Raw genomic sequence first — 15,455 nt, forward strand, 5'->3', positions numbered from 1 at the left:
TTTTTCTATTGCGCGTACAGCTTAGGCTTGAACGACCGGAATCTTGGCGTTCGCCGCGGCTTCACGGAACTCGGCGATCTGGTCGAAGCTGAGGTAGCGGTAAACGTCGGCAGCCATGCTGTCGATCTTACCGGCGTACTCCATGTATTCCTCGACGGTCGGCAGGCGACCCAGGATCGAAGCCACGGACGCCAGCTCAGCCGAAGCCAGGTAGACGTTCGCGCCGTCGCCCAGACGGTTCGGGAAGTTACGGGTCGAAGTCGAGACCACGGTGGAGTTCGGTTCTACCCGTGCCTGGTTACCCATGCACAGCGAGCAGCCCGGCATTTCCATGCGTGCGCCAGCTTTGCCGTAGATGCCGTAGTAGCCTTCTTCGGTCAGCTGGTGAGCGTCCATCTTGGTCGGCGGCGACAGCCACAGACGGGTTGGCAACTGGCCTTTGACCTGGTCCAGCAACTTGCCCGCAGCGCGGAAGTGGCCGATGTTGGTCATGCAGGAACCGATGAACACTTCATCGATCTTCTCGCCAGCAACGCTGGAGAGCAGACGGGCGTCGTCCGGGTCGTTCGGCGCGCAGAGCACAGGCTCCTTGACGTCGGCCAGGTCGATTTCGATGATTTCCGCGTACTCGGCGTCCTTGTCGGCTTCCAGCAGCTCCGGGTTGGCAACCCAGGCTTCCATCGCCTGAGCACGACGCTCCAGGGTGCGGGCATCGCCGTAGCCTTCGCCGATCATCCAGCGCAGCAGGGTGATGTTCGACTTCAGGTACTCGGCGATCGACTCTTTCGACAGCTTGATGGTGCAACCGGCGGCGGAGCGTTCGGCCGAGGCGTCGGACAGCTCGAAAGCCTGTTCGACGGTCAGGGTTTCCAGGCCTTCGATTTCCAGGATGCGGCCGGAGAAGGCGTTTTTCTTGCCTTTCTTCTCGACGGTCAGCAGGCCTTTCTGGATGGCGTAGTAAGGGATGGCATGAACCAGGTCACGCAGGGTGACGCCGGGTTGCAGCTTGCCCTTGAAACGCACCAGGATCGATTCCGGCATGTCCAATGGCATCACGCCAGTGGCGGCGGCGAAAGCCACCAGGCCGGAGCCGGCCGGGAACGAGATGCCGATCGGGAAACGGGTGTGGGAGTCACCACCGGTGCCGACGGTGTCCGGCAGCAGCATGCGGTTCAGCCAGCTGTGGATGATGCCGTCGCCCGGACGCAGGGAAACACCGCCGCGGGTCATGATGAAGTCCGGCAGGGTGTGGTGCGTGGTGACGTCGATCGGCTTCGGATAGGCCGCGGTATGGCAGAACGACTGCATGACCAGGTCGGTGGAGAAGCCCAGGCAGGCCAGGTCTTTCAGCTCGTCGCGGGTCATCGGACCAGTGGTGTCCTGGGAACCGACGGTGGTCATCTTCGGCTCGCAGTAGGTGCCAGGACGAACGCCCGTCACGCCACAGGCCTTGCCGACCATTTTCTGCGCCAGGGTGTAGCCCTTGGTGCTTTCAGCGGGAGCTTCCGGCAGCTTGAACAGGGTCGAAGGTGGCAGGCCCAGTTCAGCGCGCGCCTTCTCGGTCAGGCCGCGGCCGATGATCAGCGGAATACGACCGCCGGCACGGACTTCGTCGAGCAGGACCGGGGTCTTCATTTCGAAGGTGGTCAGGACTTCATCGCTGTTGTGCTTGGTGACCTTGCCAGCATGGGGGTACAGGTCGATCACGTCGCCCATGTTCATGTTGGTAACGTCGAACTCGATCGGCAGTGCGCCGGCATCTTCCATGGTGTTGTAGAAGATCGGGGCGATCTTGCTGCCGAAGCAGAAGCCACCTGCGCGCTTGTTCGGCACGTAAGGGACGTCGTCGCCGAAGAACCACAGCACCGAGTTGGTGGCCGATTTACGCGACGAACCGGTACCGACCACGTCACCGACGTAGGCGATCGGGAAGCCGTCGTTGCGCATCTGCTCGATCTGTTTCATCGGGCCGATGGCGCCTTGCTGGTCAGGCACGATGCCGTCACGGGCCATTTTCAGCATGGCCAGGGCGTGCAGCGGGATGTCAGGGCGCGACCAGGCGTCCGGAGCCGGCGACAGGTCGTCGGTGTTGGTTTCGCCGGTGACCTTGAATACGCGCAGGCTGATCTTGTCGGCCAGCACCGGGCGGTTCTTGAACCACTCGCCGTCAGCCCAGGACTGGATCACTTCCTTGGCGTGGGCGTTACCCTTCTTGGCTTTTTCCGCGACGTCGTGGAAGGCGTCGAACATCAGCAGGGTGTGCTTGAGTTGCGCGGCGGCAACGGCTGCCAGCTCGGCGTCGTCCAGCAGATCGACCAGGGTCACGATGTTGTAGCCGCCCTGCATGGTGCCGAGCAGTTCTACCGCACGTTTCTTGTCGATCAGGGGGGACTTGACTTCGCCCTTGGCCAGGGCGGAAAGGAAACCGGCCTTGACGTAGGCCGCTTCGTCCACGCCAGGCGGAACGCGGTTGGTGATCAAGTCAACGAGGAAAGCTTCTTCGCCAGCCGGGGGATTTTTCAGCAGCTCGACCAGGCCTGCGGTTTGTTCGGCGTTAAGCGGCTGGGGCACGATACCCAGGGCTGCACGCTCTTCGATATGTTTGCGGTAGGCTTCAAGCACAGTTATTACCCTCATCAGTGGTCCCAAATGGGTGTCCGGGACGCTCATCCAGAAATGCACGGCACTCATGCGCTGCGGGGCTTTTTGAGCCGCTTAGCCAGAGTTTCCACGATTTCCAACAGAAGCTGTTTTCAAAGTTTTACGCCTGCGGAACGGGGCTGATGAGGGTCGGCGCAGGGGCTTCCGGGGGGAATTCCTGCGCCAACGCCGTTCTCTAGGGTGAACTGTGCTCGTGACGCTTTGAAAACAGCTTCCAACGGACATTGGCGCCTAAAAAGGCAGGCCGATTCTACGGCATATTCCAAAGAAAGGTAAGTTAGGCCCTACAGGTTCGGGGGTGACCCTTGTTAGACAAAGGGCTAACATGCGGACCTGTTCTGCTTTTCCGCGTGACCCCTGCCCATGTCCAATCAGACCATCAAGACCCCCTGCGTCGGCCTCTGCTCCACTGTTTACGGTGATCTGGTGTGCCGCGGCTGCAAGCGCTTCCACCATGAAGTCATCCATTGGAACGGCTACAACGAGGAAGAAAAGCGTGCGGTCTGGTTGCGCCTGGAACAATTGCTGGTCCAGGTCATGGTGGCCAAGATCGAGGTATTCGATCCGTCCAGGCTGCGCCAGCAACTGGAGGCCCGCAAGATCCGCTTCGTGCCCCATCAGTCGGAATATTGCTGGGCGTACCAGTTGATTGCCCGTGGCGCCCGGGTGATCAGCCAGTTGGAGGCCTATGGCATGGTGTTGCTGCCGGAGTTTCGCGACTGGGACCTGCCGTCGCTGCGCGACGCCATCGATCGGGAATTTTTCCTGCTGTCCGAGGCGCATTACCAGCGCTATATCGCCCCGGGTTTCCTCAAGGAGGCCATGGGCGGCTGATCAGGGGCGTGGCGCCGTCTCCACCAGGTGATCGATGATTTCCTGGGGCTTGAGCACCAGCACATCGCTTTCCAGGGCATCGAGCACCACTTCCGCGGTATTGCCGATCAGTGCCCCGGAAATCCCGGTGCGCGCCACCGTGCCGATCACCGTCACCGCGGCCCCGAGCGTGCGGGCCATATGGGGAATCAGCACATCGGCGGGGCCTTCCTTGATATGCAGGTGTTCGTCATCCACATCGAATTGGCCCTGGAAATCCCGGCATTGGTCGCGATAACGGCCTTCGATGGTTTCCCTGAGCTGGTATACCGGGTCGGCGGCCGACAGCATGGGCGAGGGGTGGGCGCTGATCACGTGCAAGCTGCCCTTGGCCAGGCTGGCGATGTCATAGCCGTGATCAATGATGCTGGCGTGCAGGTGCCGGTGTTCATCATCGGCATTGCCCACGTCCACGGCCGCCAGAACGACGCCTCCTGACCAGGGCGTCTCGGTCTTGACCATCAATACGGCGCAGGGGCAGTAGCGCAGCAGCTTCCAGTCGGAAGGGGTCAGCAGGGCCTTCTTCAGCGGGCTGTCGGGGCGGTGCTGCTTGATCACCAGGCCGCAGCCTTCGGCCTGTTGCACGCCGATGATGGTCTCGTGCATGGTCTTGTCCCAGGCTTGTTCGGCCGTGGCGCTGTAGCCGTCGTCATGCAACTGGCTCTTGAGCAGGCTGAGCAGGGCGCTGTGGTCGTGCTTGGGATCACACATCAGCAGGTGCAGGTGCGCATCCGTGACGCCAGCGATCAGCTTGGCGCGGTTGAGGGCCAGGCTGTGGGCGTGGTCGGGGTCGAGTATCACCAGAATGCTGCGGATGGCTTGCATGGTCGGGGTGCTCCGAGAAAGTCTGAAGGCGACTTGGTACAACTATAGTTGCAGTCTGCCGACTGCGACCTTGATGCATATCAAGCAGGGCGACTGGCGATCTGCTCCGGCCGCCGTATAATCAGCGACCTTGTTCTGCCTGATCCCCCCGGTTTTTGTGAGCCCCATGTCGACTATTCCCGCGTTGCGCCCTTGCCAAGCCTCTCCTGTGACGGGAGTTTTCCTGTGAATCTGCCGGAAATCCATGAATTCCTCGGTTGCCCGACCCCGCAAGGCTGGGTGCAGGCGGCGCTGGCGGATCAGGAAACGCTGCTGATCGATCACAAGAACTGCGAGTTCAAGGCGGCCAGCACCGCCTTGAGCCTGATCGCCAAGTACCACTCCCATGTCGATCTGATCAACCTGATGTCGCGTCTGGCCCGGGAAGAGTTGGTGCACCACGAACAGGTCATGCGGCTGATGAAGCGGCGCAAGATCGAGTTGCGGCAGTTGTCCGCCGGTCGTTATGCCTCGGGGTTGCGCAAGGCGGTCCGTAGCCACGAACCGGTCAAACTGGTGGACACCCTGGTGGTCGGCGCCTTTATCGAAGCCCGCAGTTGCGAGCGCTTCGAGGCCCTGGTGCCGCATCTGGACGAAGAACTGGGCAAATTCTACTTCGGCCTGCTCAAGAGCGAGGCCCGGCATTTCCAGGGTTACCTGAAACTGGCCTACCAATACGGCGACGCCGAGGACATCGGCCGAGTCATCGAGCGGGTGCGGGCGGTCGAGCAGGACCTGATCGAGTCACCCGACAGCGAATTCCGCTTCCACAGCGGTGTCCCGGCCGTTGCCAGCGTTTAAGTGCGCACCAGCTTTTCCAGCGCCGCGTCCGCCAGGAACGATGAGCGGCTCTTGATCCGGTGGTCGCGCACGTAACGATCGATACGCTGGATCACAAAGCCGGGAAGGGTCACGTTGACCTTCTCGGTCTTGCCCAGGTAGGGCGAGATATCGATTTCCAGCATGCCCCAGCCCATGTCCGCGAACTCGGGATTTTTCCGATGGGTGAAGGAGGGCGAGGGTGTCGGCACGGGCTGGCCGTTCGAAACGATCTCCTCGAGCATGATGTGGGCGATTTCCAGGGCGGCGTTATAAGCCTCTTCGAACGTATCGCCGGCGGTCACGGCCCCCGGAATATCCGGAATCTGGATGCCGATGGCGGTGTGTTCATCACCCCATTCAATCGCGATGGGATATTGCATGATGGTCTCCTGACTGAACGGGTTCATAGCAAGCCCGCCCGTTTTCTGATGCTTCTGATGGTCCCGAGCGGCAGATCCTTCTTCGGATGTGGCACGGGGATCGAGTGGGGGCTGCTGGGGTGGACAAACACATGATGACTGCCCCTGATTCGTTTCAGTATCCAGCCAGCGGCCTCCAGTTCGGCGATCAAATCCCTGCTTTTCACCTGTGACTCCTTGTCAGGTATGTCAGGGAAGCCTAGCCGTATCGCTATCAAACATCGAATTCAAAGGTGTGTCTAGAGTTATCTATCCGGCGGGTCGCCTTTCATCGACTAAATAAAAAGCTTGCTAACTAATGCTTTGATATTAGCTGCCTAAGCAGTAATATCTCACCAACTCTCTGCCTAAGCAGCTTTTGGTGGCCTAATGAAACATTTCACCCCGGACGACTTTCACAACTGCCATCTCGGCCTGCTCCTGGGCCGTGCCGCGTTGCTCAAGGACCGGATCATCGACGCCCATATGGTGCCGTACGGCATCACCGCCGCGCAGTTCAAGGTGTTGATCATCATGGCCCAGTTCGGGGTTGATACTCCGGCCGAGCTGTGCCGCCACCTGTCCCTGGACAGCGGTTCGATGACTCGCATGCTTGATCGCCTGGAGCAGAAAGATCTGCTCGCCCGTCGGCGTTCCGAAGGCGATCGGCGCCAGGTGCAACTGGTGCTGACGGCGCAGGGGCAGGTCCTTGCCGACCGTTTGCCGGAAATCGGTGCCGATGCGATGAACGAACTGGCAGGGGCTGTCACCCCGCAAGAGCTGCGGAGCCTGGAAGAGATCCTGAAGAAAATTTTGCTGGCGGCCGGGGACTCGATCACCCTGCTGCGGGTGGGTGAAAAAAATGAGCAGTAAAACCCTGCGTACCGGCTTCAGCCTGGTGTTCGTGTCGATGGTCCTGGCCGGTTGCGCCAGCTACAGCGGCCTGAACACCGAAGGCGTCAGCCTCGAGGCGAAAGACCTCAAGGCCGCTCAATCCCTCAAGGGCGTGACCCTGTCGCCGGCGGCCTGGCCGAAAAGCGACTGGTGGAAAAGCCTCGGCGATCCGCAACTCGATGGCCTGATCCGCGAAGCCCTGCGCGACAGCCCCGATATGCAGGTCGCCAGCGCGCGGGCGCATCAGGCCAGCGCAGCGGCCGATGCCGCCGATGCGGCGCGGACGCCGACCCTCGATGCCAGTGGCGGTATCACCCGTTCGCGCCTGCCACGGGACCAGGACCCCACCGGTCGCGGCGGCCTCTACGAGACCGTGCGCAAGGCGGGTGTCACCTTCAACTACAGCTTCGATCTCTGGGGCGGCCAGCGTGACGCCTGGGAAGCCGCGTTGGGCCAGGCACGTGCCGCCGAAGTCGACCGCCAGGCCGCGCAACTGACCCTGGCCGCCGACGTGGCACGGGCCTACAGCAACCTGGGGCAGGCGCATATCGTCTATGACCTGGCCAACGATGACCTGCAGCGCACCCACAAGCTGCTGGACCTGGGCAAGCGTCGGCTGAGTTCCGGCATCGACAGCCACTACCAGTACCAGCAGACCGAAAGCCTGGCCGCCACGGCTGAAGAGCAGGTGATCGACGCCGGGAAAAAGCTGCAAAGCGCCAAGGTCGCCCTGGCCGTGTTGCTGGGCAAGGGCCCGGATCGCGGCAATGAGATCGCCCGGCCGAAAATCCTCCAGCCGAGCGCCGTGGCCTTGCCTTCGGTGCTGCCGGCGGAACTGCTGGGGCGGCGTCCGGACTTGGTGGCCGCGCGCTGGCGTGTCGAGGCCGCGAGCAAGGATATCGCTGCCGGCAAGACGCGTTTCTATCCCAATCTCAACCTGAGTGCCGCCGCCGGTGGCGAGTCGCTGCTGGGTGATGCGATGTTCGGTTCCGCCAGTCGTTTCTTCAGCATCGCGCCGACCGTCTCGCTGCCGATCTTCGATGGCGGTCGCCTGCGCGCCGGCCTCGACGCCAAGGACGCCGACTACGACCTGGCGGTGGCGCAATACAACAAGAGCCTGGTCCAGGCCCTGGGTGATGTCAGCGACACCCTCCAGCAACTGCGCGCCCTCGGCCAGCAGATCGTGGCCCAGCAACATGCGGCGGATATCGCCCAGGACTCCTATAACACGGTGTTGCAGCGCTATGGCGCGGGCATCGGCAACTACCTGGACGTACTCACCATCGAGCAGACCCTGTTGCAGGCCCAGCGTCAGCTGGCGGACCTGAATGCCCAGCAGATCGACCTCTCCATTGAACTGATGCAGGCCCTGGGTGGTGGTTTCCAGGCTGACAACATCGCCTCGAACGCCACCCGCCCCTCGGCTCAGACTTATTAATTCAAGGTACCTGCCATGGCCATTGCAACGAACACTACTGAAACAACCCAGGATGCTGGCAATTCCCGCAAGCGCAAGGTCATGCTGACCGGTCTCACCCTGCTGGTGATCCTTGGCGGCCTCGGTGTCTGGGGTTGGCATGAAGTCTACGGACGCTGGAACGAAAGCACCGACGACGCCTATGTCAACGGCAACGTGGTGGAAGTCACCCCGCTGGCGACCGGCACCGTGGTCAGCATCGGTGCCGATGACGGCGATCTGGTGCATGCCGGGCAGGTGCTGGTGAACTTCGATCCGAGCGACGCCAAGATCGGTCTGCAAAGCGCCGAGGCCAACCTGGCCAAGGCCGTGCGCCAGGTCCGCGGCCTGTACAGCAATGTCGACGGCATACGCGCCCAGGTCGCCGAGCAGAAGACAGCGGTGCAGAAGGCCCAGGAAAACTTTACCCGTCGCAAGAACCTGGCGGCCGGTGGCGCGATTTCCCAGGAAGAGCTGTCTCACGCCCGTGACGACCTGACCTCCGCCCAGAGCGCGCTGAACAACGTCCAGCATCAACTCAACAGCAGCAACGCCCTGGTGGATGACACCGTGGTATCCAATCACCCGGATGTCAAAGCCGCGGCCGCGCAACTGCGCCAGGCTTATCTGGCCAATGCGCGGACCACACTGATTGCCCCGGTGACCGGCTATGTCGCCAAGCGCACCGTGCAATTGGGCCAGCGGGTTCAGCCGGGTACCGCGCTGATGGCGGTGATTCCCCTGGATCAGCTGTGGATCGACGCCAACTTCAAGGAAACCCAGCTGCGTGATATGCGCATCGGTCAGCCCGTGGACATCGAGGCCGACCTGTATGGCAGTTCGGTGAAATTCAGCGGCACCATCGACAGCCTCGGCGCCGGCACCGGCAGTGCCTTTGCCTTGCTACCGGCGCAGAACGCCACCGGCAACTGGATCAAGATTGTCCAGCGGGTGCCGGTGCGCATTCACATCAACGCCGAAGAGCTGGCCAAGCACCCGCTGCGGGTCGGCCTGTCGACCCAGGTCGAGGTTAACCTGCATGACCAGAGCGGCCCGGTGCTGGCCCAGCAGCCGCCGCAGAAGGCTTCGTTCAGCACCGATGTGTATGGGCAGCAACTGGCCGATGCCGATGCGGAAATTACCCGGCTGATCCATGAAAACAGCGCCACCGCGACGAAAACCGCGCAACGCTGAGTCGCCAATCCAGCCGCGACCCGAGCGTCGCGGCACCTGCCTCGTTTCCAAGGATTCGCGATGAGCTCGAACGCATCTTTCACTCCCCCCAGCCTGTTGCTCAGTACCATCGGCCTGTCGCTGGCGACCTTCATGCAGGTGCTCGACACCACCATCGCCAACGTGGCCTTGCCGACCATTTCCGGCAACCTGGGGGTGAGTTCGGAGCAGGGCACCTGGGTCATCACCTCCTTTGCCGTGAGCAACGCTATCGCCTTGCCGCTGACCGGCTGGCTGAGCCGGCGCTTTGGCGAGGTGAAACTGTTTATCTGGGCGACGATCCTTTTTGTCATGGCGTCGTTCCTCTGCGGTATTTCCACCTCGATGCCTGAACTGGTGGGCTTTCGCGTGCTGCAAGGGCTGGTCGCCGGGCCGCTGTACCCGATGACCCAGACGCTGCTGATTGCGGTCTATCCGCCGGCCAGGCGCGGCATGGCCCTGGCGCTATTGGCAATGGTCACGGTGGTCGCGCCGATTGCCGGGCCGATTCTCGGCGGCTGGATTACCGACAGCTACAGCTGGCCGTGGATCTTCTTTATCAACGTGCCCATCGGCGTATTCGCCGCGATGGTGGTCCGCCAGCAACTCAAGGCCCGGCCGGTGGAGATCAGTCGCCAGCCGATGGACTATGTCGGTTTGCTGACCTTGATCATTGGTGTCGGGGCCTTGCAGGTGATCCTCGACAAGGGCAATGACCTGGACTGGTTCGAGTCGAACTTCATCGTGATCGGTGCGGTCATCTCGGCGATTGCCCTGTCGGTGTTCGTGATCTGGGAGATGACGGACAAGCATCCGGTGGTCAATCTGCGGCTGTTCGCCTATCGCAACTTCCGCATTGGGACCATTGTGCTGATCCTCGGCTACGCCGGGTTCTTCGGCATCAACCTGATCCTGCCGCAATGGTTGCAGACCCAGATGGGCTACACCGCGACCTGGGCCGGCCTCGCGGTGGCGCCGATCGGGATCCTGCCGGTACTGATGTCGCCTTTCGTCGGTAAATACGCCAATAAGGTCGATCTGCGCCTGCTCGCCGGCCTGGCGTTCCTGGCAATCGGCCTGAGCTGCTTTATGCGCGCCGGTTTTACCAACGAGGTGGACTTTGGGCATATCGCCATGGTGCAACTGTTCATGGGGATCGGTGTGGCGTTGTTCTTCATGCCGACCCTGAGCATCCTGATGTCGGACCTGCCGCCGAGCCAGATTGCCGACGGTGCCGGCCTGGCGACTTTCCTGCGTACGTTGGGGGGCAGCTTTGCCGCATCGCTGACCACCTGGATCTGGATTCGCCGGGCGGACCAGCACCATGCTTATCTCAGTGAAAGCATCACCCCCTTCGATCCGGCGACGCGTGACACCCTGAGCAATCTCGGTGGGGCGGGCAGCCGGGCTTATGCCCAGTTGGATCAACTGCTCACCAGCCAGGCGTACATGCTCTCGACCGTGGATTACTTTACGTTGCTGGGCTGGGGCTTCATGGGCTTGATGCTGCTGGTGTGGCTGGCCAAGCCGCCGTTCGCGGCGAAGGCCGGGCCGGCGGCCGCGGGGCACTGACGATAATACGCACGGCACAAAACCTGTAGGAGCCTTGCGGGCCTATTCGCGGGCAAGCGACGCCCCTACAGGTCAGTGTTCAGGCTGGCGGCACGAAATCAAACGCCGCCAGCTGGAAACCCTGCTCGTCCACCTGCAAGGCCCAGCCCTGGCGATCCCAATCCCCCAGCACAATCCGTTTTGCCGCCTGCGCGCCGAGTTGCAGCTTGTGAATGGCCGGTCGATGGGTGTGGCCGTGGATCAGGGTCTGCACGCCATGCTGCTGCATGACCTGTACCACCTCATCCGGCGTCACATCAACAATGTTATTGGCTTTCATCCGCGTCTGCGCACGACTCTCGCTGCGCAATTTGCGCGCCAGCTTGTGGCGGGTGCGCAGCGGCAGATGCCGGAGGATGAACAAGGTGATGGGGTTGCGCAGATAACGACGCAGGCGCATATAGGCCTCGTCCCGCGTGCACAGGCTGTCGCCGTGCATCAACAGCACCGGCTCGTCATTCATCCGCACCACGCTCGGGTCCTTGAGCAGGGTCGCGCCGGCCGCTTTGCAAAAGGCCTTGCCCAGTAGGAAGTCACGATTGCCGTGCATCAGGAAAACCTGCGTGCCACTGTCGCTCAATGCGCGCAAGGCTGCGCAGATCGAGTCTTGAAAGGGGGTCATGGCATCGTCGCCGATCCAGACTTCGAAAAAATCGCCCAGGATGTACAGCGCTTGTGCCGAACGGGCGCGTCCGGCGAGGAAATCCAGAAACGCCCGGGTGATGTCCGGGCGCTCCTCTTCCAGATGCAAATCTGAAATCAGCAGTATCACTCAACGATCTCTGCTTTCTCGATGATCACGTCTTCTGCGGGTACGTCCTGGTGGCCGGCCTTCATGGTGGTGGCCACGCCTTTGATCTTGTCGACCACTTCAGTGCCGGAAACCACTTTGGCGAATACCGCGTAGCCCCAGCCCTGGACGGTCTTGGCGCTGTGGTTCAGGAAGCTGTTGTCGGTGACGTTGATGAAGAACTGCGCGGAGGCCGAATGCGGCTCCATGGTACGGGCCATGGCAACGCTGTACTTCTCGTTCGGCAGGCCGTTGTCGGCTTCGTTCTGGATGCTCGGGCGCTTGTCTTTCTTTTCTTTCATGCCAGGCTCGAAACCGCCGCCCTGGATCATGAAGTTGCCGATCACACGGTGGAAAACGGTGTTTTCGTAGTGGCCGGCGTTAACGTACTCGATGAAGTTGGCCACGGTGATCGGGGCTTTCTCGGCGTTCAGTTCCAGGACGATTTCGCCGTGGTTGGTGGTCAGTTTGACTTGGGTCATCTTGGCTACTCTTTGAAGGAATTCGTGGGTTTCGGCATGCGGGTACCGCTCGCGGGGCCGAACCGATCTGGCATAAAACGACCAGGTTGCGCAGTTTAGCGTGAGGCGCGGGAATTTCGAGGCGGTTTTTTCATCCCGGCACTATTAATAGCCGCCGTTTTCGGCGCGCCACTGTCAGCTGCCTGATCGCATCGGCTATGATAGCCGTTTTGATTGATCAGGCCGCCCCCGGCCGCGCAACCGCAAGCCCAAGGATCCTATGAGCAAGCCCACTGTCGACCCTACCTCGAACGTCAAGACCGGACCGGCTGTCCCGGTCAACTTCCTGCGCCCGATCATTCAGGCCGACCTGGACTCGGGCAAGCACACTCAGATCGTGACGCGTTTCCCGCCTGAGCCCAACGGCTACCTGCACATCGGCCACGCCAAGTCGATCTGTGTGAACTTCGGCCTGGCCCAGGAGTTCGGCGGCGTCACGCACCTGCGTTTCGACGACACCAACCCGGCCAAGGAAGACCAGGAATACATCGACGCCATCGAAAGCGACGTCAAGTGGCTGGGCTTCGAATGGTCCGGTGAAGTGCGCTACGCCTCGCAGTATTTCGATCAGTTGCACGACTGGGCGGTGGAGCTGATCAAGGCCGGCAAGGCCTACGTCGACGACCTGACCCCCGAGCAGGCCAAGGAATACCGTGGCAGCCTGACCGAACCGGGCAAGAACAGCCCGTTCCGCGAGCGTTCGGTGGAAGAGAACCTCGACTGGTTCGCGCGCATGCGAGCCGGAGAATTCCCGGACGGCGCCCGCGTGCTGCGGGCCAAGATCGACATGGCTTCGCCGAACATGAACCTGCGCGATCCGATCATGTATCGCATCCGCCACGCTCATCACCACCAGACCGGCGACAAGTGGTGCATCTACCCGAACTACGACTTCACCCACGGTCAATCGGATGCCATTGAAGGCATTACCCACTCGATCTGCACCCTGGAGTTTGAAAGCCACCGTCCGTTGTACGAGTGGTTTCTGGAAAACCTGCCCGTGCCGGCGCACCCGCGGCAGTATGAGTTCAGCCGCCTGAACCTGAACTACACCATCACCAGCAAGCGCAAGCTCAAGCAGTTGGTGGACGAGAAGCACGTCAACGGCTGGGACGACCCGCGCATGTCGACGCTCTCGGGCTTCCGGCGCCGTGGCTACACGCCTAAATCCATCCGCAACTTCTGCGAAATGGTCGGCACCAACCGTTCCGACGGCGTGGTGGACTTCGGCATGCTGGAATTCAGCATCCGCGACGACCTCGATCACAGCGCGCCACGGGCCATGTGCGTGCTGCGTCCGCTGAAAGTCGTGATCACCAACTACCCGGAAGGCCAGGTCGAGAATCTCGAACTGCCGCGCCACCCGAAAGAAGACATGGGCGTGCGCGCATTGCCGTTCGCCCGTGAGATCTACATTGATCGCGACGACTTCATGGAAGAGCCGCCCAAGGGCTACAAGCGCCTGGAGCCGACCGGTGAAGTGCGCCTGCGCGGCAGCTACGTGATCCGTGCCGACGAAGCCATCAAGGATGCCGACGGCAATATCGTCGAGCTGCGCTGCTCCTACGATCCTGAAACCCTGGGCAAGAACCCCGAAGGGCGCAAGGTCAAGGGTGTGATCCACTGGGTGCCGGCGGCGGCCAGCGTCGAGTGCGAAGTGCGCCTGTACGATCGCCTGTTCCGTTCGGCCAACCCCGAGAAAGCCGAAGACAGCGCCAGTTTCCTGGACAACATCAACCCTGACTCACTGCAAGTTCTCACGGGTTGTCGTGCTGAACCCTCGCTGGGCAATGCACAGCCGGAAGACCGTTTCCAGTTCGAGCGCGAAGGTTACTTCTGCGCGGATATCAAGGACTCGAAACCCGGTGCTCCGGTATTCAACCGTACCGTGACCTTGCGTGATTCGTGGGGCCAGTGATTCTTTAAGGACGCCGTTGTGCTAACGATCTACAACACGCTCACCAAGAGCAAAGAAGTCTTCAAGCCCCTGGATGGCAACAAGGTGCGCATGTATGTCTGCGGGATGACCGTGTATGACTACTGCCACCTGGGCCATGGCCGCAGCATGGTGGCCTTCGATCTGGTCACTCGCTGGTTGCGTTTCAGCGGGTATGACCTGACGTATGTGCGCAACATCACCGATATCGACGACAAGATCATCAATCGGGCCAACGAAAACGGCGAGTCGTTCGACGCGCTGACCGAGCGCATGATCACCGCGATGCACGAGGACGAGGCGCGCCTCAACATTCTCAAACCGGACATGGAGCCGCGCGCCACGGATCATATCCCCGGCATGCTGACCATGATCCAGACCCTGATCGACAAGGGCTACGCCTACGCCCCGGGCAATGGCGACGTGTATTACCGCGTCGCCAAGTTCATGGGCTACGGCAAGTTGTCGCGCAAGAAAATCGAAGATCTGCGCATCGGGGCGCGGATCGAAGTCGACGAAGCCAAGCAGGATCCGCTGGACTTCGTCCTGTGGAAAGGCACCAAGCCCGGCGAGCCGAGCTGGCAGTCGCCATGGGGCGCCGGGCGTCCGGGCTGGCATATCGAGTGCTCGGTGATGTCCACCTGCTGCCTGGGCGAGACCTTCGATATTCATGGCGGCGGCAGCGACCTCGAGTTCCCGCACCATGAAAACGAAATCGCCCAGAGCGAGGCGGCCACCGGCAAGACCTACGCCAATGCCTGGATGCACTGCGGCATGATCCGCATCAATGGCGAGAAGATGTCCAAGTCCTTGAACAACTTCTTCACCATTCGCGATGTGCTGGACAAGTACCACCCGGAAGTCGTGCGTTACCTGCTGGTGTCGAGCCACTACCGCAGCGCCATCAACTACTCGGAAGACAACCTCAAGGATGCCAAGGGCGCCCTGGAGCGTTTCTACCATGCGCTCAAAGGCCTGCCGAATGTGCCGGCAGCCGATGGCGAGGCGTTCGTCGAGCGTTTCACCCGGGTGATGAACGATGACTTCGGCACGCCGGAAGCCTGTGCGGTGCTGTTCGAGATGGTGCGTGAGATCAACCGTCTGCGCGAGAGTGATCTGGCTGCGGCGGCCGGTCTGGCGGCGCGTCTGAAAGAGCTGGCCAGCGTGCTCGGCGTCTTGCAGTTGCAAGCCGACGACTTCCTGCAGGCGGGTGCTGAAGGGCGGGTCGATGGGGCTGAAGTCGAAGCGCTGATCCAGGCACGTCTGGCAGCACGGGCCAACAAGGACTGGGCGGAATCCGACCGTATCCGCGACCAGATCACCGCCATGGGCGTGGTGCTGGAAGACGGCAAGGGCGGGACCACCTGGCGTCTGGCTGACTGAGTCGGGTTCCTGTGGCAACAGAAAACCGCCGATT

General features: G+C 61.6%; 14 protein-coding genes. 8 read left to right on the forward strand and 6 right to left on the reverse strand.

The window, feature by feature from the left end; genetic code table 11:
- Positions 1-21 precede the first annotated feature (21 nt).
- Entirely contained in the window at positions 22-2,622 is a 2,601-nt protein-coding gene (acnB, locus tag M5C01_RS03565) for a bifunctional aconitate hydratase 2/2-methylisocitrate dehydratase (RefSeq protein WP_177102612.1), read from the reverse strand.
- A gap of 402 nt (positions 2,623-3,024) precedes the next feature.
- On the opposite strand from acnB, the gene M5C01_RS03570 reads away from it, so the two are divergent.
- Positions 3,025-3,495: a DUF1289 domain-containing protein gene (locus M5C01_RS03570; protein ID WP_152737331.1), complete on the forward strand. Its 471-nt coding sequence runs from the start codon at positions 3,025-3,027 to the stop codon at positions 3,493-3,495.
- Here M5C01_RS03570 and M5C01_RS03575 read toward each other — a convergent pair whose 3' ends face one another.
- Entirely contained in the window at positions 3,496-4,359 is an 864-nt protein-coding gene (locus M5C01_RS03575; RefSeq protein ID WP_103499474.1) for a universal stress protein, read from the reverse strand.
- Between the two features lie 225 nt (positions 4,360-4,584).
- On the opposite strand from M5C01_RS03575, the gene miaE reads away from it, so the two are divergent.
- On the forward strand, positions 4,585-5,199 hold the full coding sequence (gene miaE / locus M5C01_RS03580; protein ID WP_178129745.1) for a tRNA isopentenyl-2-thiomethyl-A-37 hydroxylase MiaE: 615 nt from the start codon (positions 4,585-4,587) through the stop codon (positions 5,197-5,199).
- Here the strand turns inward: miaE and M5C01_RS03585 are convergent.
- Together M5C01_RS03585 and M5C01_RS03590 are read right to left on the reverse strand one after the other, a co-directional pair.
- The gene (locus M5C01_RS03585) at positions 5,196-5,600 is read right to left on the reverse strand and encodes a type II toxin-antitoxin system HicB family antitoxin (RefSeq protein ID WP_103499481.1); all 405 of its coding nucleotides are present in this window, start codon (positions 5,598-5,600) and stop codon (positions 5,196-5,198) included. The two genes, miaE and M5C01_RS03585, sit on opposite strands and share 4 nt — an antisense overlap.
- 23 nt (positions 5,601-5,623) lie before the next feature.
- On the reverse strand, positions 5,624-5,806 hold the full coding sequence (locus tag M5C01_RS03590; protein WP_103499471.1) for a type II toxin-antitoxin system HicA family toxin: 183 nt from the start codon (positions 5,804-5,806) through the stop codon (positions 5,624-5,626).
- Between the two features lie 202 nt (positions 5,807-6,008).
- Between M5C01_RS03590 and M5C01_RS03595 the strand changes: the two genes are divergently transcribed.
- The 4 genes from M5C01_RS03595 to M5C01_RS03610 are packed head-to-tail and all read left to right on the forward strand — an operon-like array spanning position 6,009 to position 10,752.
- Positions 6,009-6,491: a MarR family transcriptional regulator gene (locus M5C01_RS03595; RefSeq protein WP_103499470.1), complete on the forward strand. Its 483-nt coding sequence runs from the start codon at positions 6,009-6,011 to the stop codon at positions 6,489-6,491.
- Positions 6,481-7,950: an efflux transporter outer membrane subunit gene (locus tag M5C01_RS03600; protein ID WP_152737334.1), complete on the forward strand. Its 1,470-nt coding sequence runs from the start codon at positions 6,481-6,483 to the stop codon at positions 7,948-7,950. Before M5C01_RS03595 ends, M5C01_RS03600 begins: the two co-directional genes overlap by 11 nt.
- A gap of 15 nt (positions 7,951-7,965) precedes the next feature.
- On the forward strand, positions 7,966-9,162 hold the full coding sequence (locus M5C01_RS03605) for an efflux RND transporter periplasmic adaptor subunit (protein WP_103499468.1): 1,197 nt from the start codon (positions 7,966-7,968) through the stop codon (positions 9,160-9,162).
- A 60-nt stretch (positions 9,163-9,222) separates the two neighbouring features.
- On the forward strand, positions 9,223-10,752 hold the full coding sequence (locus M5C01_RS03610) for a DHA2 family efflux MFS transporter permease subunit (protein WP_152737335.1): 1,530 nt from the start codon (positions 9,223-9,225) through the stop codon (positions 10,750-10,752).
- 79 nt (positions 10,753-10,831) lie between these two features.
- On the opposite strand, the gene M5C01_RS03615 is transcribed toward M5C01_RS03610, so the two are convergent.
- Both M5C01_RS03615 and M5C01_RS03620 read right to left on the reverse strand, forming a co-directional pair.
- Entirely contained in the window at positions 10,832-11,563 is a 732-nt protein-coding gene (locus M5C01_RS03615; protein WP_178129746.1) for a UDP-2,3-diacylglucosamine diphosphatase, read from the reverse strand.
- A complete protein-coding gene (locus M5C01_RS03620) occupies positions 11,560-12,063 on the reverse strand; it encodes a peptidylprolyl isomerase (protein WP_103499465.1) in 504 nt (167 codons plus the stop codon). The genes M5C01_RS03615 and M5C01_RS03620 overlap by 4 nt, the downstream gene beginning before the upstream one ends.
- A gap of 259 nt (positions 12,064-12,322) precedes the next feature.
- On the opposite strand from M5C01_RS03620, the gene M5C01_RS03625 reads away from it, so the two are divergent.
- Both M5C01_RS03625 and cysS read left to right on the forward strand, forming a co-directional pair.
- Entirely contained in the window at positions 12,323-14,020 is a 1,698-nt protein-coding gene (locus M5C01_RS03625; protein ID WP_103499464.1) for a glutamine--tRNA ligase/YqeY domain fusion protein, read from the forward strand.
- Positions 14,021-14,038: 18 nt separating this feature from the next.
- Positions 14,039-15,421: a cysteine--tRNA ligase gene (gene cysS, locus M5C01_RS03630; protein ID WP_178129747.1), complete on the forward strand. Its 1,383-nt coding sequence runs from the start codon at positions 14,039-14,041 to the stop codon at positions 15,419-15,421.
- The last annotated feature ends 34 nt before the right edge of the window (positions 15,422-15,455 follow it).

It is taken from the genome of Pseudomonas sp. MWU12-2319, assembly GCF_023242525.1.
Classification (GTDB): Bacteria; Pseudomonadota; Gammaproteobacteria; order Pseudomonadales; family Pseudomonadaceae; genus Aquipseudomonas; species Aquipseudomonas gingeri_D.